Origin of the sequence: Saccharothrix sp. ST-888 (genome assembly GCF_000955975.1) — a bacterium.
Classification (GTDB): Bacteria; Actinomycetota; Actinomycetes; order Streptomycetales; family Streptomycetaceae; genus Kitasatospora.
This window is the reverse complement of record NZ_JYJF01000046.1, coordinates 24,618-49,129: the sequence shown is the minus strand read 5'-3', so window position 1 is coordinate 49,129 and position 24,512 is coordinate 24,618. Positions and strand designations below refer to the sequence as shown.

Genomic DNA, 24,512 nt, shown 5'->3' with positions numbered 1-24,512 from the left:
GCGGGCAGCGGGCAGCGGGCAGCGGGCAGCGGGCAGCGGGCAGCGGGCAGCGGGCAGCGGGCAGCGGGCAGCGGGCAGCGGGCAGCGGGCAGCGGGCAGTTCTGTTCGCGGTGCGGTCGGCAGGGGCGCTGTACCGGCTCCTCGATGTGCTGCCGGTGTTCGGTGGTGACGAGCGGATCCTGAGCCGGTTCACCCTGGTGCCGGGGTCAGAGTTCAGCGTCGAGGCGCTTGCCGCCGTGGAGCGGTCCGGTGCTCGGTGCATCGGCTGGGACGAGGCGGTGCGGTCCACGCACGATCTGATCCTGGCGGCCAGTCCCAAGGGGCGGCTCCACGCTCTGCGCGGTCCCCGGGTCCTCCTGCCGCACGGCGCCGGATTCAACAAGGCCCTCAGCGAAGAGGGTTCACCCGGTCTGCCGTCCGGGCTCGACCCGGCCTACCTGCTGGCGGACGGCCGGCCGTGGGCCGCTCTGCACGCTCTCGCCCATCCCGATCAGGTCGACCGCCTGGCCGCTCACTGCCCGTCGGCCGCGGCGCGGGCGGCGGTGGTCGGCGATCCGACGCTCGACCGGATCCTTGCGTCGGTCGATCACCGGGAGCGCTACCGCACCGCTCTGGGCACCGGCGGCCGCGAACTGGTGGTGCTCACCTCGACCTGGGGGCCGGAGTCGCTGCTGCACCGGCAGCCGGGTCTGCCCGCCGCTCTGGCCGCCCATCTCCCCTACGACGGGTACCAGTTGGCACTCGTCGTGCACCCCAACGAGCACAGCAAGGTCGGCGGCCTCGACCTCGCCCGGCAGCTCGCCCCGGCCCTGGAGGCGGGTATGGTGCTCGCGCCGCCCTTCGAGGAGTGGGCCGCCCTGCTCGTCGCCTGCGACGCGGTCCTCACCGATCACGGCTCCACCGCCCTGTACGCGGCCGCCCTGGACCGCCGCATCGTCGGCATCACCGACGGCGGCGGGGAGTTGATAGCCGGCAGTCCCATGGCGGCGATGCTGGCCCAGGTACCCCGGCTCACCGATCCGGCCGGAGCCGCGGCCGCCCTCCGCTCCGACCGCTCGGGCGGCACCCGGCGGTTCGCCGAGTACGCCTTCGCCGAGCCCTCCTTCGCGGAGCCGGACCACGCACTGAACAGGCTCCGGGAGAAGCTGTACCGGCACTTGGAGCTGGCACCGCCGGCCACTCCGGTGCGCGCCCGCCCGCTGCCCGCACCCACCGCGGGCGTCCGGACACCTGCGGCCTTCGCGGTGCGGGTACGGGTCGAGGGGACCCGAGTCGACGTCGAGCGCCTGCCCGCCCAATCCGACGCCCCCGCACACCATCTCGCCGCCGAGTACCCCGGCGCGAGCGCCACTCAGCGGCAGAGCGCCGGCCTGCTCTTCCGCCGTGCCGTGCCGCCCTCGTCCTTCCCGCACTCCGAGACCTGGACCGCCGCCGGGTGGACGGCCCGGGCGCTGGCGGACCACCCCGGCTGCCGGACCGCCGCCGCGGTCCTCTCCGCTGAGACGTGCCTGGTACGGCGCCGCGACGGCGATCTGCTGACGGTCCGGATCGAACCCTGGCGGGCAGAAGGCCGGGTGGTCCGGACCGACCCGGCCGCAGCGCTCTCCGCCGTACACGCCTGGCTCGGCGCCAACCCGGACGGGCAGGCTCCCGTGACACTGTCCTGTCACACGGGGGCACGCGCCGTCGGGGTGGTGCTAGCCCCGGCCACCGAGGCCGAACTCTCCTACGAGCTCTGATCGGTGGCGCCGCCCGACCGTTGGCGCAGGACACGCGCGGACTCCCGGTACGCGGCCGCCTCGGCCGACCCACCGGTCTCCTCCGCCAGATCGGCGAGCGCCTCCAGCACCCGGACCTGGTCGAAAGCCGAGCCACGCTGCTCGGCGCTCGCCAGCGCCGCCCGGTACAGCGGCACCGCCTCCGCCGCGCGCCCGACCCGCCGGAGCGCCCGCCCGAGCTCGAATCCGGTGCGCGCGGTCATCCGCGCACGGTTCTGCTCCCGGGCCATGGCGTGCGCCTCCCCCAACAGGTCGACAGCCCGGCCGTGTTCACCCGTACCCGCCGCCGCTCGGCCGAGCAGGTAGGTCTGCAGCATCACACCGTAGGCGTTCTCGATCGCCAGGTGCTGCCTGCGTGCCGCCTCGAAGTACTCCGCGGCAGCGGCCCAGTCACCCTGGACGGACAGCAGCTTGCCACGGAACTCGGCCACCGACGCCCGCAGTCTGCGTTCCGGCTCCGAGTCCCCCAGCGCCTCGGCCCCGCCCAGCGCCTGTCGCAGCTCCGCCGCCGCCTGCTCGTACTGCTCCTGCTCCCACAGCGGCCGGGCCAGCTGGCACCGCATCCGGACGATCGCCGGCACGCTGCTCCCCTCCCGGACGGCCGCGGCCACGCCCCGGGTGAACGCGTCCACCACATCGCCGTAGTGCGGGTGGTCGAGGAAGTGGGTCCACAGCGGCTCGCAGAGGGCCCAGGCATCGCCGTCCAGGCCGTCCTCGTACGCGATCCGGACGCAGCCGTACAGCGCGAGACGCTCGGACTCCATCCAGCGCAGCGCCCGCGCCTTGTCTGTCGGACCGGTGTCCGTCAAGCCGGTGTCCGTCAGACCGGTGTCCGGCGAGTCCGTGGACGTAAAGGCCGTGAAGGCCGCGAAGTCGACGTCCGGGGCGTACGGCAGGGGCGGTACCGGCTCCGCGAAGGTCATCCGGCTTCCGGCCGCCAGCTCGTCCGCCCGGTGTGCCTGGCGGCGGTACCAGCGCACCAGTCGGCGACGCCCGGCGGCGGCCTCGGTGCCGTCCGGGTCGGTCCGGCGGGCGCAGCGGTTGGCGTGCCCGCGCAGCAGGTCGTGCATCCGCCATCCCTCGGGCCTGTGCTCCAGCAGACCCGCGCTCTCCAGTTCCTCCAGGGCCTCCTCGGCCTGTTGCGGGCCCTCCCCCAGCAGCGCCGAGGCGGCCGGCAGGGTGACGGACCTGGCCGGGTGCTGCGGCAGCAGCCGGTACAGCCGGGCGGCCGTGGGCTCAAGCCCCGCGTGGGCGGCATCCCAGACCGCCTCGACCTTGGGCAGGCCCTTCTCGTTCAGTTCGGCGGTGAGCTCGGTGACCAGGCGCGACAGACTGCGGTGCCGGTATCTGACGGCCCACCGGCCCGCGACCTGGAGTGCGGCCGGCAGCCCGGCGCACCGGCGTGCCAGCTCTGCCACGGCTTCCGGTTCGGCGCTGGTGCGCGGTGCGCCGACGATGCGCCGCAGCAGCCTGGTGGCGTCCTCGGTCGCGAGCGGTTCCAGCGCCACCTCCAGCGTCAGGACCCGCTCCAGGTCGTACAGTTGCCCGTGGCTGGTCACGATCACCACGCTCGCCGCGGAGGTCGGCAGCAGGGGGACGACCTCGGCGCCGTAGCGGGCGTTGTCGACCACCACGACCAGGTGCTTGTCCCGGGTCTGCGTCCAGTACTGCCTGGTCCGCCCGGCGAGGGAACGCTCCAGCCACTCCGGGCCGACGCCGAGCGACCGCAGCAGGTCACCCAGCGCGTCCGCGATCTCCACCACGCCGTCGCGCCGAAGGTCGTCGAGGTCGACGTAGAGCACCCCGTCCTCGTGGCCGTCCCCGAGCCTGCGGGCGATCCGGAACCCGAGCTCCGTCTTGCCGATACCCGCCAGGCCGTTGAGCAGCACGACCGTCGGGGTGCCCGGCCCCGTCCGGGCCCCGGTCGCCAGCAGGACGCGGGCCTGTTCGGCCGTCCGCCCCTCGAAGTGCGCGGTCTCCGGCGGGATCTGATAGGGCACCGGGGGCTGCACGGCCGCCGAGTACACGTGCTGGTGCAGCTGGCCGACCGTCCCGGCCTGCACGAGCGATCCCACCTGCGCGTGTCCGCCTACGCTGTTGCACGTCTCCTCCGCCACACCCCAACTCTACGGGCAGAGCGCCCTGCTGACGGTCGACCGGAGACGAACTCTCCAGCGGTGTCGGCGATCGGCCGGAGCGAGTCGGCAGCTGTGTTGATGCGGTGTCAGCCGCACTGCCAGGTGAAGACCGCTCGGTCGAAGCGCTTCGCGGCCAGGTCCTCGGGCCGGATCAGCCAGTACAGTGCGCCGGCGTCTCCCCACATCATGTCGGCGTCGGGGTCGCTGTCGATCTGGGCGAGCAGGATCCAGCGTTCGGCCTCGGCCCGCAGCTCGGGCGTGTGCCACGGCGCCCGGCCGTCGAGCACGGCGTGGGCGACCTCGTACTCCACCGGGTTCTGGATCGGGGCCGGGTGGCCGCCGATCCGGTGGTACGGACCGCCCCAGGCGAGTTCCACCGCGTCGGAGAACCGTTCTTGCACATCCTCGTCGGGATCGGGGCCGAGCGCGTCGGCCGTGGCGGGGTGCCAGGGGCCGGGGTCGGAGGCGGCGAGCTCGGCGCCGAGGCGCACCTCGGGGTAGGCGGTCAGGCCGTCGGGGGTGGGGTGGACGACGGTCTCCGCCCCGGCGGGGACGTAGCGGACCCGGGCGCCGGGCCGGCTGTCGTGGTCGCCGACCAGGACGAGGGCCTCGCCGTCGTCCAGTTGGCCGTCGAAGTAGAAGAAGAGCAGGGTGCCGTCCGAGGGCATCGGGATGTCCAACTCGCCCGTGGGCAGCGCGGCGCAGTCGACCGAGGCGACGAACGACAGCGGTCCGTTCCCCTCCCAGACGGGCCACTCGGCGCCCGGCGGGAGCTCGGGCTCGCCCCCGAGCCGCCCGACCACCACCGCGCCGGCTCCGGCCGTACCGGCGGTCAGGGCCGAGAGGCGGGCACAGGGCCGGAGCAGGGCCGCCCACCTCTCGGCGCTCTCGGCCGAAAGGTGCCGGCGGGCGACGGCGGTCAGTTCGGCGTCCCAGGCGGTCGCGGGCTGAGAGTTGATCACAGGCTGCTTGGTGGTGGCGGGCTGAGCGAAGGTCATGCTCCGATCATGCGGCACACCTCTGACAGCGCCGTTTCGGAAGCCGACCGTTGAGGAGGCCCTCCCGCGCGGCTGCAGGCCGAGCGCCGCCGCCGGGAGCCGCCCACACGATGGTCCCGGCCGGTTTCGGCACGGCCAGGCGGCAGAGCAGGATGCGGCCGTCCTCGTCGAGGAGGACCGCGCGGACCGAGTGTCGCAGGTGGACCGAGGGCATCCGGGCAGGCTGTCCGGCTGCCGGTCGAACCGTCCTGCCATGGGCTCGGGAGCTGGAGTCGGCCACCACAGCGGCGGCGCGTACCGCCGGGCGGGCTCAGCCGAGAGTGACCCGGAAGTGGCTGTGGTTGAACGGGCCGAGCCGCGCCTTCACCGGGAGCTCCGGCATCGTGCCGTCGGCGTTCAACTCGGCACGCCCGGTGGCCAGTCGAGCCTTCTTCTGGAAGCGGTAGCGGAAGTACACCGCCAGGTCGTGCAGCCCGGGCTCGACCGGGAGCTGCGTGACGCCGCCCCAGCGTGCCTCGGTCTCGACACCGTCGATGTCCACCAGTGGCCTGGTGAAGGCGCGGTGGAAGAGCAGCATGCCGGGGAATGGCCGTATGTCGACCAGCAGTCTGACCATTGTCGAATCCTTGGAATTCCTCATCAGGACGAGCCGAGTACCGATTCCGGCCGGAATCCCCGGGCGATTCCCGCCAGACTGCCCACGGTGATCAGGACGGTGGCACCGCCCGCGATCAACAGCAGCCTGACCGGCCCGAGTTCGGTCAGGCCGAGCGCCAGGGCCAGCAGGACGCCGAACCCGGGCAGCAGGGCGACGACGGTCACCAGTCCGCCGCCGTTGCCGGCCAGGCCGCCCTGGCCCGGCTGGGCCAGCCTCGGGAAGAGCAGGTTGAGCAGCAGGGCGAGGGCGGCGCCCGCCCAGGACGCCAGCAGCGGCAGCCCGAGGGCCAGCGCCAGGTAGCCGCCGGTCGGCGCGAGGCTGTCGTGGTGGAGCCGGGTGGCGATGGCCATGGCCGCCGCGCCGATCGCGCTCATCACCATCCACTGGCCGGTGGTGACGACGAGGACGTAGCCGAGCAGTCCACCCGCGATGTCGGCGGGGTTGTAGGGCGCGGCGAGCATCGCCTCGAGCGCGCCGACCCCGGCCTCGGCGCCGATCACGTTCCGGACGGCAAGGCCCGCGCCGATCGTGCCGTGCATGGCGAGGACGCCGGGAACCAGGACCAGCAGCAGCCCCGCGGCGATCGTGTCGCCGGTGGCGCCGTACCGCAGGCCCAGCCGGGCGCTGTCGGCCGCGCCGTTGACCCCCCGGTCGTCGGAGACCAGCGGCAGGACGACGGTGGAGGCGATAGTCAGGACGAAGGGGAGGAAGACGGTGGCCAGATTGCGCAGCCGCTCCCGGCGCATCCGCCAGAGCAGCGCACCGGCCAGGACGCGCGAGCGGGCCGGGTCCGGCAGCAGACTACGCCGCGCCATCGTTCGCACCTTCCGTCTGAAGCTGCCGGTAGACGTCCTCCAGCGGATTCCGCACGGGCACCACCTCGTGCACGCCGACGCCCGCGCCCACCAGCTGTGTCACCAGTGCCTGGGCGGCCTGTTCGTCGGCCACCTCGACCACGACCGTGCCCTGCCGCTGCTGCTCGCAGCGGTGGCCGAGCCGTTCCAGGGCAGCCGGCAGATCGTCCGAGCCGCGGATCTGCAGGCGGTAGGCGCTGCCGAGCAGGGCGGTGCGCAGCGCGGCCGGTTCGCCGCGGCCGACGATCCGGCCGTCGTGCAGGACGGTCACGTCGTCGGCCAGCCGGTGTGCCTCGACCAGGGCGTGGGTGGAGGCCACGACGGTGTGCCCGTCGTCGGCCAATGCTCGCAGGTGGTCGCCGAGTTGCTCGGCCGCGGTCGGGTCGAGGCCGGCCATCGGCTCGTCCAGGAGCAGGATCGGGGGGCGGCCGAGGAACGCCTTGGCCAGGCCGACCCGTTGGTCCTGGCCCCGGCTGAGGCTGCCGATCCGCTGGTCGGCGAGCTTCTCCAGCCGGAGCAGCGCCAGCACTTCGGCGATCCGCTGCTCCGTCGGGCCCGGCGGCAGGCCCAGGATGCGCGCCCAGTAGCGCAGGTTGTCGACCACGCTCAGCCTGGGCGCGAGCGCCGACCGGTGGGTGGCCAGGCCGATCGCCGATTTGACGTCGACCTCGGAGTGCACGTTCCTGCCGTCGACCAGGACCCGCCCCTGCATCGGGCTCAGGATCCCTGCCAGCACCCGGAAGGTCGTCGTCTTTCCCGAGCCGTTCGGCCCGAGCAGGATGTGGACTCCCGCGCCGAACTCCAGGCTGATGTCCCGGACGACCGCCTTCCCCCGGTACCCCGCGCAGACGCCTTCCACGACCAGTTCGAACACGTTTTCAACCTAACACTCCTGATTGGGAGTCAGTTGATCAAGTGGGTAAAGAGAACGACAATTCCGTCGGCCCGGACCGGGCAGCCCCCGGCCCCGGGCCGGGGCGCAGCGCTACGCCTCGGAGTCGCCCGGCGAGACGAGTCCCGTCTCGTAGGCGAGGACGACCGCCTGGGCCCGGTCACGGAGGGTGAGCTTGGCGAATATCCGGGCCACATGGGTCTTCACGGTGGCCTCGCTGAGGGTCAGTTCGCGGGCCAGTTCGGTGTTGGAGCGGCCGCGTCCCATGAGGGTCAGGACTTCGAGCTCCCGGGGCGTCAGTACGGTGAGGTCGCGGTGGACGGCCGGGGCCCGGGCGGGCCGCTGCTCCCCGGTGCGGCCGTTTCCGCCGCCGTCGGGTCCGGGCTTCTCGGTGGCGAAACGCTCGACCAGCCGCCGGGTGATCGACGGAGCCAGCAGGGCGTCCCCGGTGTTGACCAGGCGGACGGCGGCGGCGAGGTGCGCGGCGGTGACGTCCTTCAGCAGGAAGCCGCTCGCCCCGACGGCCAGGGCTGCGTAGACGTAGCGGTCGAGGTCGAAGGTGGTCAGCATGATCACCCGGCAGTCCGGGTTCTCCTCCAGGACCTGCCGGGCGGCCTCCAGGCCGTCCATGTTGGGCATGCGGATGTCCATCAGGATGACGTCCGGCCGGAGCAGCCGCGCCGCCGCCACCGCCTCGGCTCCGTCGGAGACTTCGCCGACCACGTCGATGCCGCGTGCGGTGAGGATCATGCGGAAGCCGGTGCGGACCAGGGTCTGGTCGTCGGCGATGAGGACACGGGGTGCGGGCTCGGTGTCGGCCGGGGCGCCCTCGGCACCGGACCATGCGAGCGCTGCGCGCTGACGGTCGGCGGTGGTCCCGGGCAGCCGCGCATCGGTCGCGGTCGGTTCTGGAATCGTCATGGCCGGTCCAAGGGTATGCGTGCCCGGACCCGGTACCCACCGCCGAGTCTCCGCCGGGCGTCCAGATCGCCGCCGTAGACGGCGACCCGCTCCCTGAGCCCGAGCAGTCCGCGCCCGGCGCCGTCGCTCCGCTCCGAGGACGGCCGGAACGGCCGGGTCTGCTTCCCGGGCGCGGGCCGGTCACCGGGCCTGCCGTCCGGCCGGTCACCGGACAGCACGCTCGGCCCGCTGTTCAGCACCTCGACCCGCAGGTAGTGGTCCGCGTACCGCACCGTCACCTCGGCCTTCACTCCGTCACCGTGCTTGAGCGCATTGGTCAGTGCCTCCTGGACGATCCGGTACGCGGTCAGATCGATACCGGGCGGGAGCGGCCGGGGCTCCCCGGAGATCCGCACCTCCACCGGCAGGCCGGCGAACGCGATCCGGTCGACCAGCGCGCTCAGCCGGTCCAGGCCCGGCTGCGGAGACAGGTCGGCCTCGTCCACGCCGTCCTGCGCCGGTGCGAGCAGGCCGAGCAGGTGCCGGAGCTCGGTCATCGCGTCCCGTCCGGCGCCCTCGACGGCCTGCAACGCGGCGGCGGCCTCGTCGGGCATCGTGTCCAGGACCTCGCGGGCGGCACCGGTCTGGATCACCATCACACTCACGTTGTGGCTGACGATGTCGTGCAGCTCCTGGGCGATCCTGGCCCGCTCGGCGTCGACGGCGCTCCGGGCCGCGCTCTCGCGCTCCCGTTCGAGCAGCCAGCCGCGCTCCTCCAGTGCCTTGCGGTGCAGGCGCCTGGCCCGCAGCAACGCCGCACCCAGCCACCCGGCGACCGGCCATGCCGCCGCCGAAATGACGACCAACCAGCCCGTCCCGGATATCCACACGAGGGGACACTCTGGCAGGCGCGGCCCGCCTTCCGCATCCTCCCCCGGGTCCAGCCTGCTACATCCCCGGGATGACCTGGCCCCGAGGCACCGGGCGTACCGGGCGGAAGGGCATGGAGCGGGTGATTCCACGCCAGGGCGATTCCACACCGGGCCGGTTCTCCGGAGCCCGCCCGGCCGGTGCGTCATGACCGCGGGGCACGCCAGCGGTGGAGGGCGTCCCACTCGGTGGTCATCCAGGTGCCGTCCCCGAGCGGTGTCACGCTGTCGACGTCCCGCATCGGGTACTCGATCCGGCCGTGCAGGGTGCCGGTGACCGGGTCGGCGAGCCAGTGGCTGTGCTCCTCCCAGACGTCCTCGCCGAACCTCAGCACCCGGGCCTCGTCAAAGGAGTTGTGCAGGGTCACCATCGCCGTCCCGGCGTCCACGAACCCGCCCCACCCGGATATCCACGGGGCGTCGTGGACCGAGCAGTCGCCGGTACCGGGCGCCGGGAAGTCGGCCAGGCTCAGCACGGCGGTGCGCTCGTACGACGGGAGGCGGTGCCAGCTGACGTCCCGTCCGCGGCGGTCCCGGGTCATGCACAGGGCGGACTGCGGGTCGGTGTCCAGGAGATCGCGTTCGCGCTGGAGCCGTTCGCCCGGACCGGTCATCGGCCGGCCCAGGACGATGCGGCCGGACTCCCACCGGGCGTGGTGATCCGTGGGGCCGTGGAGGCCGCCCGAGACCCGCACGCCGACGGGCTCGCCGTCCGCTCTCCAGTGCAGGCTGACGAACCGTTCGTAGCCGCCGCAGGGGATCATGTTCCGCGCCAGGACCGTCCCTTCGGCGTCCAGGGTGAGGATCAGGGTGCTGTCGGGCAGTCCCGAGGGGAGCCGCAGCCAGATCCGCAGCTCCCCGCCGGAGTCTCCCGGGCGGGCGCCGAGAGTCGAGAAGTCGACATAGCCCCACTGCTCCACCGCCCAGCCCCCGTACGGCTGCTCCCACAGCCGTGTGCCGTCCCGGCCGACCGCGACATACACTCCGTCGACCGCGAAGACCGCGCACGACAGATCGGGCGCCACCCACTCCCGCACGCTCCGGGCGGCTGGCGGGAGCGGGAACTCGGCGCCCAGTACCGCCCGTTCGCCCAGCTCGTGGAGGCGCAGCGACTCGGCGGTCCTGACCCACAGGCGGGGCAGCGGTCCGGAGAGGTCGACGGACGTCGACGCGTGCTCCCGGCTCGGGAGCGGGTACTTCGCCACCAACTGCGGAGTGATCGTCATACCGCCATCCTCCCGCAGGGGTCCGACGGCGCAGGGTGACGCGGAGACTCCGGATCGACGCCGATTGACCGGAGTTGGCCGAACATTGATGCTTCCTTGACTTTCATCACGCCTGGTACGGCCTGGATTCCGCATGTTCCGTCGTCATATCGTCCTGTAGGCATACAGACTGCGACCACAGACGAGTTGCAGCACACGGAAGACGGAATCCGGGGGGATCACGACCAAGCAGGGAACGTCGGGCCGCACGGGGGCGCCGGCCGGCTCGACGCAGGCGCGTTCGGCACAGGCGCGTTCAACTGTCGCAGGGGCCACGCTCCTCGCCGTCCTCGCCGAGATGGCAAGCACCTCGGTGGCGGTGGCGGCGCCCGTCAACGGCGGGACGCGGGCCGTCGGAGTGTCCACCACCGATCGCGCCAGGGCGTTCGCCCTGTGGAACGACGGCGGCCGGGCGACCAGGGCGGCCGCGGCGAAGGCACTGGCGGGCTCGGACGCGGACGTCGCGGCCTTCCTCGGTACCGGGCAGCAGACCGTGGTCGCCGAGGACAACCGGGTCAGGGTGCTCCAGATGCTCGACGGCGCGGGCCGGGGCGTCACGGAGGCCGGCCAGAGGGCGCTGAACGGCACCGCCGCGGATGTGGAGGAGCTGCCCGACCGATCGCCTGCGCGGGCCCGGCCCGCCCGCGCAGGCCGGGGTCACTCGCTCAGCCCTCCGCCCCTCGGCCGCCCGCGCGGCTGATCGGGCGCAGCCGCCGGGCCGGACGGCCGGAGGTGTCCCCCGGGCCGGCGCCTCGACCGCGACCGTACGGCCGAGGAGACCCGTCCCGCCCCGTGAGCGTCTTCGTCCCGGCGCCCATTCCGGGCGCACTCCTGCGGCTCGCCCCCTTTCGTCGCCGGCGAACGCGCCCGAACTCCCGGGGGCGTGCGGCGGAAGTGGAGTGGTGGGGTGCGTTTCGCTGGGTAGGGATCGGGGTCGGCTGGGTCTGATGCGAACACGTAAATCGGACGCCACCCGGCGGCCATCCCGCAGTGGCCGCCGCGCCGTTCGAGCGCGACACGGTTTCGGCCGAGCGCACTGCAAGGAGAGGTGGACGCCCTATGCCCGGACCTACGCCCGGACCGTTGCCGAAAGGCGGGCGCGGCAGGCGCGACTGGGGTGAACGCACGCTCGCCTGGGCCTTCCTGCTGCCGTCGCTGGCGGTCTTCGCGCTGTTCATCGGCTATCCGCTGGGCCGCACGGTGTATCTGAGCACCCACGGCAACGACCTGTTCGGCGCGCCGTCCCGGTATGTCGGGATGCGGCACTACACCGACCTGCTGGCCTCCGCCGAGTTCCACAAGACGCTGGTCACCACGCTGCTGTTCGTACTGCTGACCGTGGGGCCGGGGGTTTTCGGCGCGCTCGGCCTGGTGCTGCTGCTGGAGAGCCGGGTGCGGGGTGTGCGCTGGCTGCGGTCCGCGTTCGCGCTGCCGTTCGCGTTCTCGGTGGCCAGTGCCTCGGTGGTGTTCTCGGTCTTCTTCAACCCCGCCATCGGGGTGCTGAACGGCCTGCTGTCCCAGTTCGGCGCCGGTCCGGTGGGCTGGCTCACCGACCAGCGGTACGCGCTGCTGTCGGTCTGCGCCGCGACGGTGTGGATGAACCTCGGCTACAACGTGCTGGTGCTCTCCGCCGGGGTCGGCTCGATACCCCAGGAGACCGTCGAGGCGGCCAGGTTGGACGGCGCGGCGGGCTGGCGGCTGGCCCGCAGCATCACCGTCCCGCTGCTCGGTCCGCACCTGTTCTTCCTGGTCGTGGTCTCCACCATCAACGCCCTGCAGAGCTTCGGCCAGATCCACATCCTCACCCAGGGCGGCCCGGACGGCGCGACCCGCACCCTCGTCTACTCGGTCTACGAGAAGGCCTTCGCGTACGGGTCGAGCGACTTCGGCACCGCGAGCGCCCAGGCGGTGGTGCTGCTAATGGTCGTACTCGCCTGTGCGGGCGTCCAGTTCGGTGTCCTGGAGCGGAAGGTGCACTACGCGTGAGCGCCACCCGGTATGCCCTCGCCGAAACCCGCACGGTGCGCGAAAGCACCTTCCGGGTCAGGGAGTTGTTCGGCCGCCTGGCCGTGTACGCGCTGCTGGGCGCGGCCGTGGTCACCGTCGCCTTCCCGGTGTACTACGCGTTCGCCGGGGCCGTCATGGGGCCGTCCGAACTGTCCTCCTACCCGCCGGCCCTGCTGCCGCACTCGGTCACCGGACGGAACTTCACCGGCGCCGTCCAGGCGATCCCGCTCGGGCGGCAGTACCTCAACTCGGCCGTCACCGCCACGGCGATCACGCTGGCGCAGCTGCTCACCTCGATCCTGGCCGCCTACGCCTTCGTCTTCCTGCCGCTGCGGTGGCGGGCGGCGGTCTTCGCGGTCTTCCTGGCGACGCTGATGGTGCCGTGGGAGGCCGTGATCATCCCCAACTACCTGACGCTGTCGGGGTGGGGGCTCGGCAACACGTACTTCGGGCTGATCCTGCCGTTCCTGGCCTCGGGCTTCGGGACGTTCATGCTGCGGCAGTCGTTCCGGCAGTTCCCGGCCGAACTGCGGGACGCCGCACGGATCGACGGTGCCGGGCACTGGCGGTTCCTGTGGCGGATCCTGGTCCCGCTGAACAAGCCCTCGCTCGCGGCGATCGCGATCTACGTCTTCCTCTCCGCCTGGAACCAGTACTTCTGGCCACTGATCATCACCCGGACCGCCCAGATGCAGACCCTGCAGATCGGGCTGGCCAGCCTGCGGGACGCCGAACGGGCGGACCCCGGGCTGATCCTCGCCGGGGTCGTCCTCTCGCTGCTGCCGACCCTCGCGCTGGTGGTGTTCGGCCAGCGCTTCATCGTCCGCGGGCTGACCGCCGGCGCCGTCCGCTGAACCTCCGCCCGGATCCCGTCCGTTCGAAAGGGAGTCACCCATGAGCAAGTGGAGTCTCAGACTGGCCGCCGCCCTGGCCGCGGCCGGCCTCGCCCTCACCGCCTGCAGTTCCTCCTCCTCCGGCTCCGGGTCGGCGGCGGACGGTACCGCGCCCGGACCGCAGGCCCTGGACCAGGCGCAGGGCGTCACCACCGTCACCTTCTGGCATGCGATGACCGGCCAGAACGCGACCGCGCTGACCTCGCTGGTGAACGCCTTCAACGCGGCGCACCAGGGGAAGATCGAGGTCAAGCCGCTGTTCCAGGGCAGCTACGACGACGTCATCGCCAAGTACAAGGCGTCGGTGCAGCAGAAGGCAACGCCCTCGCTGGTGCAGGTCTACGACATCGGCACCCGGTTCATGATCGACTCCAGGCAGACCGTCCCGGCCCAGGCGTTCGTGGACAAGGACTCGTACGCGCTGGACGACATCGAGCCCAACATCCGCAACTACTACACGGTCGGCGGCAAGCTCGCCTCGATGCCGTTCAACTCCTCGATGCCGCTGCTCTACCTCAACACCGACGCGTTCCGGGAGGCCGGTCTCGATCCGGCCAAGCCCCCTCGGACCCTGGCCGAACTCGGTGAGGCGGCCAAGAAGCTGACCACGAAGGACGCGAGCGGCCAGACCGTGCGGTACGGCTTCGGCGCGGCCGTCTACGGCTGGTTCGTGGAGGAGCTGATCGCCGAGTCCGGCACCCTCTACTGCGACCAGGACAACGGCCGGACCCAGAAGGCCGGCAAGGTGCTCTTCGACTCCGCCCAGGGCGCGCAGGCCGTCCAGTGGTGGGCCGACCTGGTCAAGGGCGGGTACGCGGCCAACACCGGCCGGGTACCGGCGGACGCCCAGGCCGCCTTCAAGGCCGGGAAGGTCGCGATGCACCTGGAGTCCACCGGCGTGCTGCGCGGCTACACCGAGGCCGCCAAGTTCACCGTCGCCACCGCCCCCTACCCCCGGCTCACCGACGCCGGCCAGGGCGGTCCCGCGATCGGCGGCGCCTCGCTGTGGATCGACGGCCCCGGGCACTCGGCAGCCGAGCAGCGCGCCTCCTGGGAGTTCGTCAAGTTCCTGTCCGAGCCTGCCCAGCAGGCCGCCTGGCACACCGGCACCGGCTACTTCCCGGTCAACCGCAAGGCCCTGGACGACCCCAAGGACAAGGAGTGGCTGGCCAAGTACCCCCAGTTCCAGACCGCCATCGACGAACTGCACGCCACCAAGCCCACCCCCGCCACCGCCGGCTGCCTGCTCGGTGTGATGCCCCAGGCCCGCAAGAACGTCGAGACCGCCATCGAGCAGACCGTCAGCGGCGCCAAGACCGCCCAGCAGGCGCTCAGCGACGCCGCGAAGGACCTCCAGCCCGCCATCGACAGCTACAACTCCTCGGTCGGCTGACCGGAACCCGCCACCCCGGGCCCGGGCCCCGACCTTGCGCAGCAGGAACCCGCGGGCCCGGGCTCCGCGACGACCGGGCAGACTGGGCGGGCGGACCGGACGGACGGACCGGGCGAGGGCACGAGCGCGGGTCGCGGTCCGCGAAGCGTCCGGGTCCGCCGGGCGGAACGCCGATGTTCCGGCCCCCCGGCCGGAGTTGGGAGTCCAGGTTTGACCGAGCAGCAGCAGCCCTTCCTCTACGTCGTCGTCTGTGCCTCGGGCATCGCGAGCGGCGTCGGCGCGCTCATCTCCGCAGCGCAGCACGAGGGTTGGGAGGTCGGCGTGGTGGCCACCCCCCAGGCACTCGGGTTCATCGACCGGGCGGCCGTCGAGACGCAGACCGGCTACCCCGTCCGGTCCGCCTGGCGCCTGCCCGGCGAGCCGAAGCCGCTGCCGCCGCCCGACGCCATCGCGGTCGTGCCCGCCACCTTCAACACCGTCAACAAGTGGGCGGCCGGCATCTCGGACACCCTCGCCCTCGGCATCCTCTGCGAGGCGTACGGGCTCGGGGTCCCCACCGCCGTCCAGCCGTTCCTCGGCGCCGCCCAGGCGGTCCACCCCGCGTACCGGGAGAGCCTGGCCCGGCTGCGCTCGATGGGCGTGCTGATCGGGGACTTCGATCCGGACCACGCCGACGGGGACTACCACTGGACCTGCGTCCTGGACCTGCTCCGCCCGGTGCTGCACGGGCGGCCACGACCGTGAGCTCCCGGGCGGCCCGGACGCCCGGCCGTGACGGAAGGTCGACGGGGTGACCACGGTGTCCTTCGCGAACACGGCGTTCGGCCACCCGGGATTCGCCTCCCGTACTCCGGGCGGGATCATGATTCGGGGGCGGTACCGCACAGCCGCACGCAGCCGAGGCTGCCCCCGGGTCGGGGGCAGCCTCGGTGCCGAGCGGTGCTGGTGCGTCAGTTGACGGTGTAGCTGTACGGGAGCGCCGCCAGGACCGAACCGGTGGTGGCGACCGAGTTGTTGGCGGTGGCCACCGTGGTCGGGGCGGTGACCAGGTACAGGACACCCGAGACGGTGCTGCCCTCGGGCGCGGTCGGGGTGACGGTGACCTGGATGGTGCCGGTGGCGCCCGGCTTGACGGTGACCGGAGCGGTCGCCGGGGCGTTCGCGTTCACCGCGAGGGCGTACGGGTCACCGGTGCTGGAGCTGATCGCCGGGTCGAACGCCAGGGTGTGCGCGGTCGCGGTGATGGTGGAACTGCCGGCCGGGGCGCCGGAGTTCGGGAACGGCCCGATCTGCTGGACGTAGCTGCTCCAGAAGCCCGGGACTATCGGCTGGGCGGCCGTGCCCACGCTCCGGGCGACCGAGATGGTCGAGCCGTTCTGGGCCTTCTTCAGATCGCCGAACAGGTCGGGCGAACCGGTCGGTGCGCTGATCTCCAGCTGCGCGGCGACGGTCGAGGCGGCCACCGCGGTCAGCCGGTCGGTGCCCGGCGGGATCAGGAAGCCGGGAACCTGGGAGGTCGGGGTGAGTGGCAGCGCGACCGTCCCGGAGGCGATCTGCGGCACCAGCGGCAGGTCGGTCTTCCGGTTCAGCCGGCCGTCGGCCTGGACCACCTGGGTGGCGGCCGTGTTGTTGGTGTAGGAGACCGTCACCGTGCCGGGCTTGCCCGCGGCCAGCTTGGTCCTGGCGTCGTTGGGCAGCCTGGCGGCACTCGCGCGGTTCTGGTCGAGGCCGATGGTGCCGGTGAACGGCTGGCTGAGCTCGGACCCGCTGACCGGGTTGACGACCACCAGGGCGAACCGCCAGCGGCCGGCGGCCGGGTCGAGGGTGGTCACCGACAGGCCGGCGGCCTTGCCGGTCAGCGTCCCGTTCGCGTCGAGCAGCGCATTGCTCTCGACGTCGATCGGGGTACCGTTCGGGCTGATCAGAACGCCCTGGACCAGCACGTTCGGGTCCCCGCCGAGGGTCAGGCCGACCCGCAGGTCTCGGTGGCCCTTCGGGACGTCGAACGCGTAGGTGAAGCTCTGCGCGGGCGAGTAGCTGCGGGCGTTGCCACCGGTGATGGTGCCGGTGAAGCTGCCCGAGGTGCCGTTCAGGTCGACCAGGCTGCGCAGGATGACCGGCACGCTGGTGGTGCGGCCGTTCGAGCTGGAGACGGTGACGGACTGGGAGTCGTCACCGCTGGTGGTGGGTGTGGTCAGCTGGACGTGCAGGGTCTTGCTCTGCCCCGGCGCCAGCGTGGTGACCTGCGGGCTCACGCCACCGGCCGGGACCGCCCGCTGGAATGCGGTGTCCAGCTGGACGTTGCCGGTGAAGCCGTTGCTGCCGGCGGGGGTGTAGAGGATCGCCTTCCACTCCCCGGCGACCGGGTGCGGAACGTCCACGATGCCGAAGTTGGGCGAGACCGGGCCGCCCTGCGGACGGGTGTTGGTCTCCAGCCGTCCGGACGGGTCGAGCAACGTCATCCGGACCACCGGGGTGACCGTGTTGCTGCCGGACTTCTGCGCCGCACCGGGCCACGCTATCGACGCCGCCAGCCGGTCGGCGCCGGACGGGACGGTGAAGGTGACGTCGTGGTGCACCCAGGTGGCGCCGTTGGTGGCGTAGCTGAAGGTCGGGTCGGTGGCGGAGTTCAGCGGCACGGTCCGCTGCGTGGCGGACAGCGGGGCGAACGTCCGGGTGGCCGCGCTGACGGTCTGCGGGCTGCTGCTGGTGTTGACCACGTCGACGTTGGCGGTGTGGGTCGAGCCCGCACGGCCGGTCAGGTCGATCTGGCCGGTGGTGACGGCGACCGTGGAGCTGCCCTTGGCGCCGTCCGGGCTGTGGTAGCCGCGGGCGGCCTCGACGGCGGCGCGGACGTTCAGCAGACCGGCGCCCTGCTCCTGGGCGGGCAGGCCGAGGTCGTTGGCGGTACCGGTCAGGAATGCCTTGACCAGGGCGGGCGTCGGGGAGGCACCCCGGTGGGCGTCCCGGTACGCCTGGATCACGTCGGCCGCCGCTCCGGCGGTCAGCGGCGCGGACTGGCTGGTCCCGCCGAAGGACTGGATCGAGGTGCCGGCGCCGTTGTAGTCGCTGCACTCGGTGTACTTGTCGGTGTCGGGTCCGCACAGGGCCCAGTCCGACTCACCCGGGGCCACCAGGTCCACCGTCCGGCCGCCCTGGGTGATGCCGCCCGAGGAGAGCGCGGAGATCCGGTCGTTGGACCAGGTGCCGTTGGAGAACTGCGCGGCGGCGTAACCGGTCTGCAGGTAGGACTGGTTGTCGGTGGACGCGCCGACCGAGATCACCTTGGAGTCGGTCGACGGGGAGCCGATGGTGCCGTTGATGCCCGCGTCGCCGCTGGACACCGTGACCGTCACCCCGGCCGCGACGGCCTGGTCGTTGAAGAGCGAGACGGTGTCGTGGGCGCTGCTGTCCGGCGTCACGTTGCTGCCGAACGACTCGTTCAGCACGTCGACGTGCGCCACCGAGACCGCGTAGTCGATCGACTGCAGGATCGCGGAGTTCGGGAAGGTCTCGCCGCCGGCCTTCAGCGCGACCAGCGAGGCGCCCGGTGACATGCCCTGGATCCGGATGTTGCAGCCGGCCGGCAGCGGGTGGCTCGGGTGGACGAACTTCGACAGGTCGTAGCTCTGCCGCCCCTGGGCGATCATCGCCGAGGCGTCGCCGAAGGCCTCGGCCGCGCCGCTCGGCGCGTCCCAGCCCTCGCCGGAGAAGTCCTGGTGGTCGACCACGGCGTGCGAGCCGTCCGGCCGGATGAAGTCCGGGTGGTCAGGGTCGAGGCCGTCGGCGATGTACGCGACCTTGACGCCCTTCCCGTCCGCGATCTCGTGCGCGCCCGGCGCGTCCTTGGTGCCCTCCACATGGGTGGAGTACAGCGCCTCGGGCTCCAGCAGCGGCTTGGACGGGTCGCTCGGGCAGATCGCGCCGAGGTCCGCCGCGCCGCCCGCGGCCTTGCCGGAGGCGGCGGCGTTCGGGGCGGCCGAGGTCTTGGGGGCCTTGGGGCTCTTGGCTCCCGCGGCGCCCTTGGCCTCGGCCGGCGTGACCGGGCTCGGCGGGGCGACCGTGACCTTCTGGTCGTCGACCACCGAGGCGACCGCCGGGTTCGCCGCGAGCGCCGCCCGCAGCGCCGGGCTCACGGTCGCCGAGAAGGCGTTGCCGACCACGAAGCTCTTGATGTCGCTGCCGCCCTCGGCCTTGACCTTGGCCAGCAGCGGCGCCTGTGCGGAGGCGGCCTGCTGCTTGCGCTCGGTCAGGTGTCCGGAGTCGGCCGGCGCGCTCGGCAGCTGGTCCTTGAGAATCACGATCACCGGGGCCGGAGCGCCGCTGTCGGCGGCTGCGACGGTCCCGGACGAGGAGGGCAGTGGCGAGCTCCAGGCGGTGGCCCCGAAAGCCAGCACCATGGAGGCGGCGGTAAGGGTGACCGCTGCCACCTGCGGCTTGTGCCGACGGATCATGAACATCCCTTCATCTGATGCGATGTCAGGAACCGTGTTCAGAGCATACGTACGAGGTCGGACGCATGCACGATTCTGGAACACCCGTCCCGACAGGCCCGCATTCCAGCGCATGGACGGACCCCGGGACAAGGGGGTTCGCGGGCATACCAGCGGGCGGGTGCCGCGCGGGCATGCCCAAGGGCCGGTCAAGTCCGCAGTTCGGGCCCGGCGTGTCGGAACGGACTGCGCCGCCGCAAAAATTTGGCGGCGGCCATCGCCCGGTTGAACCATCTGACGGAACGACAAAAACGGACCAGACGGCAGGAAAGCCACTCCGCCCACCGGGGCGGGCCGGTTCGGCTAGCCTGGCCGCGGGGGCTGAGAGCGGGATTCCGATCGTGGGGGGTTGGGGCGTGGCTTCTGGCGGGCGCGCAGGGTACGTGTGCTTTGCGGCACAGGACTGGTGGTACCACAATCGGGCGCACTCCGACGTCCAGTTGATGCTGAAACTGGCGGAGCAGCGTCCGGTGCTCTTCGTCAACAGCATCGCGATGCGGATGCCGCTGCCCGGCCGGAGTTCGCAGCCGCTGCGGCGGATCCTGCGCAAGGCCCGGAGCATGGCCCGCAAGGTGCAGCGCCCGGTGCCGGGCCTGCCCGGCTTCGCGGTGATGACCCCGGTGCTGCTGCCGTTCTACGGGAGCCGGACGGCCCGCGCGCTGAACGCCCGGCTGATCGCACTGCAGGTGCGGCTGGCGGCGCGCAGCCTGCGGATGTCCACGGACGTGTGCGTGGCGACCATCCCGACCGCCGCCGACGTGGTCGAGCACCTGCCGCACCGCACCCTGGTCTACAACCGCTCGGACCGGCACTCGGCGTTCCCCGAGGCCGACACGGCGTCGGTGGAGGTCCTGGAGCGGCGGCTGATGGCCACCGCCGACCATGTGCTCTACGTCAGCGGCGAGTTGATGGCCGCCGAGCGCGAACTCACGGGCGACCGGGCGGTGTTCCTCGACCACGGCGTGGACCTGGAGCACTTCGCCGCCGAGGGGAGTCCGGAACCCGCCGATCTGGCGGCGATCGCGCGGCCCAGGATCGGGTTCTTCGGCGCGCTGGACGACTTCGTGGTCGACTTCGACCTGCTCGCCCGGGTCGCCAAGGAGCACCCGGACGCCCAGCTGGTCCTGATCGGCGACACCACCGCCGACCTCGGCGCACTGACCGGACTGCCGAACGTGCACCACCTCGGCTTCCGACCGTACGCCGAAATCCCCTCCTACGGACGGGGGTTCGACGTCGCGCTGATGCCGTGGCTGGACAACGACTGGGTGCGGCACTGCAACCCGATCAAACTCAAGGAGTACCTGGCCCTGGGCCTGCCGGTGGTGAGCACCGACTTCCCCGAGGTGCGGCGCTACCGCGAGCAGATCGCGGTGGCCGGGACGGCGGAGGAGTTCGGCGAGGCGGTCGGGGCGGCGCTGGCGGCTTCGGCTTCGGCTTCGGCTTCGGCTTCGGCTTCGGCTTCGGCTTCGGCTTCGGCCCACGGTGTCGATGCGGCTGCGGCGGCGCAGCGCCGCCGGGCCGCCGTGGCGGCGGACTCCTGGGCGGCGCGGGCGGGCGAGCTGCTCGACCTGGTCGAGGGGCCGAAGACCCGCGCGCAGGGGCCGGCGGCGGACGACCGAACGCCGACGGCGGGCACCCCGGCACCGCCGGCGAAGTCCCAGGTACCGACGGCGGAGGCCCAGGCACCGACGGCCGGCTGATCGCACACCGAGCGAGGAGATCAGCGTGCACACCCGCCCGCGGTCCCGGGCCGTCCTGGCGACGCTGCTGGGCCTGGTTCTGAGCACTCTCCCGGCCTGCACCGACGGCGGCTCCAAGCCCGCCCCCGCACCGCCGAGCCCCGGCGCGCCGGTCGGTCCGAGCACCACGATGTTCGGTGCCGCCGAACCGGCCGACACCTCCTTCGCGGACCCGGCCCCCACCACCCTCGGGGTCCGCTTCACCTCGACGCTCCCCGGCCTGGTGGCCGGTGTCCGCTTCTACAAGGGCCCCGGCAACACGGGTACCCACGTCGGCGCGCTCTGGGACGCCCAGGGGCGGCAGCTGGCCCAGGCCGCCTTCGCGGGCGAGTCCGAAGTCGGCTGGCAGCAGGCGAAGTTCGCCCAGCCGGTGCGGATCGTACCGGGCGCCACGTACACCGCCGGGTACCTGGCGCCGGCCGGGCACTACGCGGCCGCGCCGAACGCCTTCGACGGCGGGCCGGTCACCATCGGCTCGGGCCCGCTGACGGCGGTCGGCGGCGGCTTCGCCGGGGGCGGCACGCTGGCCTTCCCCGCACAGTCGCACGAGAACACCGACTACTACGTCGACGTGTCCTTCTCCCCCACCGAGTCGGCCTCGCACGTCCCGGACGCCTTCACCCCCGGGTACTGGTCCAAGTGGCCTGCGACCGCACGGTGGAAGGACCCGGCGAAGCTGCCCGTGGGGGTGTGGATGCAGGACCCGACCACCCCGCTGAACGGGTCCGACGAGGCCCACGCCTTCGCCGCGCTCGGGGTCAACACGCTGGTGGGGCTCTGGGACTGGCCCAAGGAGGACCACGGACAGCTGGCGGCTGCCGCCGCCGCCGGGCTGGCGGTCGTCGCCGGGGGCCAGGCCTGCGACCCGACCCCGGGCGGCCCGGCCGGCGCCGCCGCCTGGGCCTGCAACACCGCCGACCTGCCGCTGGCCGCCCGGGCCGCCCAGCTGGGCGGGGGCACACTGGCCGGGTACCAGCTGGCGGACGAACCGGACATGAACGTCCCCAACGGCACCGCGACGGGGGCGGGTTGCATGCCGCCCGAGAAACTCGGCGGCTTCGCCGCCAGCCTGCGCAGGCAGGACGCCACCCGGCCGGTACTGGTGAACTTCGGCAGCGGCGTGGCGGGCGGCGCCCGAAGTCCCGGCTGCCCGACCGACTTCGCGGCCTACACCGCCTCGGCCGACATCGTCTCGGTCGACTTCTACGGCCTCACCGACCCGTCATCGCCCGCTCGCAGCAAGGGAGTCCGGGTCTACGCGGCGACCGCGGCGCGGGCCCGGAAGCTGGCTCCGGGCGAACCGGTCTGGGTGTTCCTGGAGACGCCGGTGCAGATGCAGGGCGCCTCGCTCACCCCGTCGGGTGCCAAAGCGGCCTCCCCCGCCCAGGTTCGGGCCGCGGCCTGGGCCGCGCTGGTCAACGGGGCGACCGGGCTGAGCTGGTTCTGCCACTCCTTCGCCGCGCAGGGGCAGCAGGTGGACGCGTGCCTGCGGGACGCCGCCTCGGCGGCCGCGCTGAGGAGGGTGAACGCGGACGCCCAGTCGTACGCCCGGTACTGGAACGCCCCGCCGGTCCTGGTCGGGGTCGCCACCCAGGGCGCGCCCGTCACCGCCACCCTCCGTACGGCCGGCGGCCGCACCGCCGTCCTCGCCGTGGCCACCGACACCCCCGAACTCCCCGACGGCGGCCCCGCCACGGCCACCTTCACCCTCCCCGACCACTGGACCGGAAAGCTCCGCACCGACGACGGCCGCACCCTCACCGCCACCGACGGCACCTTCACCGACCACTTCGACGCCTACCAGCCGCACGTCTACACCCTGGGCGGCTAGCCGCGTACGGCCCCGGCGGCCGGTGAACCTCCGCGTCGGGGTCGGGTGGTGGCGGCCGTCGGCGCTCACCGGGGTACGTGGCCGCGACGGGGTGCGAGGGCGAGGTGGGTGAGGACGGCACCCAGGGCGGACAGCGCCGCGAGGGCGACGCCGAGGGTGTGGAAGGCGCCGGTGAGTCCGGCCGCCAGGGCGGCGTGGTGCGCTCCGGCCGCCTGGCCCTGGACGGCCTGCCCGGCGATCCGGGTGGCGGTGTCGGCGGGCAGGCCGCTGTGCTGCAGGCGGGCTGCGGTGAGTGTGGTGAGCAGGGCGGCGGCCCCGGCGGTCGCGACGGACTCGCCGGTGATGCGCATCGTGTTGAAGATCCCGGCGGCGGCTCCGGCGTTCTCCACCGGGACGGTGCTGACGGCCGCGTTGTCCATGACCCCGAAGGCGAGGCCCACGCCGGCGCCGAAAGGCAGCAGCGGCAACGCGAGGGCCGGCCACGATCCGTCGCCGCGCAGGGTCGTCAGCAGCAGCGCACCCACCGCGATCAGGGCGGAGGCACCGGTCAGGACGGTCCGCACGGAGGTGCGCGCGGCGAGTCGGCCGGCGATCAGCGGCAGCACCAGCACGGGTGCCGTCAGCGGCAGCAGGAGCAGACCGCTGGCCGAGGTGGTGCGGTCGCCGACCCCCTGGAGGTAGCAGGGCAGGTAGATCAGCAGGATCACGAAGCCCAGTGTGACCGTGAAGGGCTGGCAGACCACGGCGAGGAACTCGGGCCGCCGGAACAGCCGGACGTCGAACATCGCCCGGTCGGCCAGCCGGATCTCCACCGCCGCGAAGAGGACGACCAGGGCCGGCGCGGCGACCAGGAGTAGCAGCGTGCTCGGTGCGGTCCACCCGGCGTCGGCGGCCCGGACGAACGCGAAGGACAGGCAGGCGAGTCCGGCGGTGAAGGTGGACAGCCCGAGCAGGTCGAGAGCGGGCCGGGCGGGGTTGCGGGACTCCGGCGCCCGGGTGGCACACAGCCAGGCGAGCCCGGACATGGCCGCGACCAGGAGGAACACCGAACGCCAGCCGGCCTCCTCGACCAGTGCCCCGGCGACCAGCGGGCCGACCGCCAGGCCGGAGCCGAAGGACGCACCGAGGATCCCGAAGGCCAGTTGCCGACGCCGCCCCGAGGTGGCCTGGGCCAGCACGGCCGCACCCGAGGCCAGGACGGCCGCGGCCCCGCATCCCTGGACCGCCCGCGCCGCGTCGACCAGGGCCATCGAGGGAGCCAGCGCGACCAGCAGGGACATGGTGCCGACCAGCGCGACGCCGATCAGCAGGATCCGTCTCCGGCCGAACCGGTCGGCCAGGCCGCCGGCCGCCAGCGGCAGGGCGGAGAAGGTGACGTTGAAGGCGTTGAGCATCCACTGGGCGGCGCCCACCGAGGAGCCGAGGTGCGCCGCCATGCTGGGCAGCGCCACCGCGGCCCCGGTGACGGAGAACGGCAGCATCGCACCGGCCGACGCGACCGCGGCGACGGTGAGCCGAAAGCCCGTCACGTCGCCGTCCTGGTAGCGAGCCGGGGACGGCGCGGCGGACGCCTCCGGACGTCGGGAGCCGTCGAGAGCGGAGGGAGTGGAGGGAGCGGAGGGAGTGGAGGGAGCGGAGGGAGTGGAGGGAGCGGAGGGAGTGGAGGGAGTGGAGGGAGCGGAGGGAGTGGAGGGAGCGGAGGGAGTGGAGGGAGTGGACATGCCCTCGATCCTTCGCGGGC

General features: G+C 72.9%; 18 protein-coding genes. 8 read left to right on the top strand and 10 right to left on the bottom strand.

Annotated elements, in window-relative coordinates; genetic code table 11:
* Window positions 1-1,739: hypothetical protein (locus tag UK12_RS41335; protein ID WP_197084921.1), on the top strand; the 1,739-nt coding region annotated here is incomplete at its 5' end.
* Here UK12_RS41335 and UK12_RS16675 read toward each other — a convergent pair.
* The 8 genes from UK12_RS16675 to UK12_RS16640 all read right to left on the bottom strand — a co-directional run bounded on the left by UK12_RS16675 (window position 1,727) and on the right by UK12_RS16640 (window position 10,373).
* Window positions 1,727-3,895 (bottom strand): tetratricopeptide repeat protein, encoded by a 2,169-nt coding sequence (locus tag UK12_RS16675; RefSeq protein WP_231591249.1) that lies wholly within the window; start codon window positions 3,893-3,895, stop codon window positions 1,727-1,729. The two genes, UK12_RS41335 and UK12_RS16675, sit on opposite strands and share 13 nt — an antisense overlap.
* 107 nt (window positions 3,896-4,002) lie before the next feature.
* A complete protein-coding gene (locus tag UK12_RS16670; RefSeq protein ID WP_082119679.1) occupies window positions 4,003-4,914 on the bottom strand; it encodes a YwqG family protein in 912 nt (303 codons plus the stop codon).
* Window positions 4,915-5,224: 310 nt separating this feature from the next.
* Window positions 5,225-5,530, bottom strand: a complete 306-nt coding sequence (locus UK12_RS16665; protein WP_045303765.1) for a hypothetical protein — start codon at window positions 5,528-5,530, stop codon at window positions 5,225-5,227.
* A gap of 23 nt (window positions 5,531-5,553) precedes the next feature.
* A complete protein-coding gene (locus UK12_RS16660) occupies window positions 5,554-6,387 on the bottom strand; it encodes a hypothetical protein (RefSeq protein WP_045303764.1) in 834 nt (277 codons plus the stop codon).
* Window positions 6,374-7,300: a heme ABC exporter ATP-binding protein CcmA gene (gene ccmA, locus UK12_RS16655; RefSeq protein WP_052681937.1), complete on the bottom strand. Its 927-nt coding sequence runs from the start codon at window positions 7,298-7,300 to the stop codon at window positions 6,374-6,376. Before ccmA ends, UK12_RS16660 begins: the two co-directional genes overlap by 14 nt.
* Before the next feature lie 111 nt (window positions 7,301-7,411).
* Complete coding sequence (locus UK12_RS16650; RefSeq protein ID WP_045303779.1) at window positions 7,412-8,068, bottom strand: response regulator transcription factor; 657 nt, start codon at window positions 8,066-8,068, stop codon at window positions 7,412-7,414.
* A gap of 167 nt (window positions 8,069-8,235) precedes the next feature.
* Window positions 8,236-9,084, bottom strand: coding sequence for a sensor histidine kinase (locus tag UK12_RS16645; RefSeq protein ID WP_231591248.1), 849 nt, complete (start codon window positions 9,082-9,084; stop codon window positions 8,236-8,238).
* Window positions 9,085-9,293: 209 nt separating this feature from the next.
* On the bottom strand, window positions 9,294-10,373 hold the full coding sequence (locus UK12_RS16640) for a hypothetical protein (protein WP_045303763.1): 1,080 nt from the start codon (window positions 10,371-10,373) through the stop codon (window positions 9,294-9,296).
* Between the two features lie 337 nt (window positions 10,374-10,710).
* Between UK12_RS16640 and UK12_RS16635 the strand changes: the two genes are divergently transcribed.
* The 5 genes from UK12_RS16635 to UK12_RS16615 all read left to right on the top strand — a co-directional run bounded on the left by UK12_RS16635 (window position 10,711) and on the right by UK12_RS16615 (window position 15,449).
* Window positions 10,711-11,112, top strand: coding sequence for an ALF repeat-containing protein (locus tag UK12_RS16635; protein WP_045303762.1), 402 nt, complete (start codon window positions 10,711-10,713; stop codon window positions 11,110-11,112).
* 383 nt (window positions 11,113-11,495) lie between these two features.
* Entirely contained in the window at window positions 11,496-12,398 is a 903-nt protein-coding gene (locus UK12_RS16630; RefSeq protein ID WP_045303761.1) for a carbohydrate ABC transporter permease, read from the top strand.
* Window positions 12,395-13,273: a carbohydrate ABC transporter permease gene (locus UK12_RS16625; RefSeq protein WP_197084919.1), complete on the top strand. Its 879-nt coding sequence runs from the start codon at window positions 12,395-12,397 to the stop codon at window positions 13,271-13,273. Before UK12_RS16630 ends, UK12_RS16625 begins: the two co-directional genes overlap by 4 nt.
* A gap of 40 nt (window positions 13,274-13,313) precedes the next feature.
* Window positions 13,314-14,705 (top strand): ABC transporter substrate-binding protein, encoded by a 1,392-nt coding sequence (locus UK12_RS16620; RefSeq protein ID WP_045303760.1) that lies wholly within the window; start codon window positions 13,314-13,316, stop codon window positions 14,703-14,705.
* A 210-nt stretch (window positions 14,706-14,915) separates the two neighbouring features.
* Window positions 14,916-15,449: a flavoprotein gene (locus tag UK12_RS16615; RefSeq protein WP_045303759.1), complete on the top strand. Its 534-nt coding sequence runs from the start codon at window positions 14,916-14,918 to the stop codon at window positions 15,447-15,449.
* 206 nt (window positions 15,450-15,655) lie between these two features.
* Here UK12_RS16615 and UK12_RS16610 read toward each other — a convergent pair whose 3' ends face one another.
* A complete protein-coding gene (locus tag UK12_RS16610) occupies window positions 15,656-19,165 on the bottom strand; it encodes a S8 family serine peptidase (RefSeq protein WP_231591247.1) in 3,510 nt (1,169 codons plus the stop codon).
* A gap of 476 nt (window positions 19,166-19,641) precedes the next feature.
* Between UK12_RS16610 and UK12_RS16605 the strand changes: the two genes are divergently transcribed.
* Both UK12_RS16605 and UK12_RS16600 read left to right on the top strand, forming a co-directional pair.
* Window positions 19,642-20,901 carry a glycosyltransferase gene (locus UK12_RS16605; protein WP_052681935.1) on the top strand — a complete coding sequence of 420 codons (1,260 nt, stop codon included), beginning with the start codon at window positions 19,642-19,644 and terminating at the stop codon, window positions 20,899-20,901.
* A 25-nt stretch (window positions 20,902-20,926) separates the two neighbouring features.
* The gene (locus UK12_RS16600) at window positions 20,927-22,771 is read left to right on the top strand and encodes a DUF4082 domain-containing protein (RefSeq protein WP_045303758.1); all 1,845 of its coding nucleotides are present in this window, start codon (window positions 20,927-20,929) and stop codon (window positions 22,769-22,771) included.
* A 65-nt stretch (window positions 22,772-22,836) separates the two neighbouring features.
* On the opposite strand, the gene UK12_RS16595 is transcribed toward UK12_RS16600, so the two are convergent.
* A complete protein-coding gene (locus tag UK12_RS16595) occupies window positions 22,837-24,300 on the bottom strand; it encodes an MFS transporter (protein ID WP_197084918.1) in 1,464 nt (487 codons plus the stop codon).
* Window positions 24,301-24,512: the final 212 nt, after the last annotated feature.

Excerpts from the sequence above, each read along its gene's own strand:
- UK12_RS16670 (WP_082119679.1), bottom strand. The coding sequence starts at position 4,914 with ATGACCTTCGCTCAGCCCGCCACCACCAAGCAGCCTGTGATCAACTCT.
- UK12_RS16650 (WP_045303779.1), bottom strand. The coding sequence starts at position 8,068 with ATGATCCTCACCGCACGCGGCATCGACGTGGTCGGCGAAGTCTCCGAC.
- UK12_RS16660 (WP_045303764.1), bottom strand. The coding sequence starts at position 6,387 with ATGGCGCGGCGTAGTCTGCTGCCGGACCCGGCCCGCTCGCGCGTCCTG.
- UK12_RS16635 (WP_045303762.1), top strand. The coding sequence starts at position 10,711 with ATGGCAAGCACCTCGGTGGCGGTGGCGGCGCCCGTCAACGGCGGGACG.
- UK12_RS16620 (WP_045303760.1), top strand. The coding sequence starts at position 13,314 with ATGAGCAAGTGGAGTCTCAGACTGGCCGCCGCCCTGGCCGCGGCCGGC.
- UK12_RS16605 (WP_052681935.1), top strand. The coding sequence starts at position 19,642 with ATGCTGAAACTGGCGGAGCAGCGTCCGGTGCTCTTCGTCAACAGCATC.
- UK12_RS16665 (WP_045303765.1), bottom strand. The coding sequence starts at position 5,530 with ATGGTCAGACTGCTGGTCGACATACGGCCATTCCCCGGCATGCTGCTC.
- UK12_RS16640 (WP_045303763.1), bottom strand. The coding sequence starts at position 10,373 with ATGACGATCACTCCGCAGTTGGTGGCGAAGTACCCGCTCCCGAGCCGG.
- UK12_RS16610 (WP_231591247.1), bottom strand. The coding sequence starts at position 19,165 with ATGTTCATGATCCGTCGGCACAAGCCGCAGGTGGCAGCGGTCACCCTT.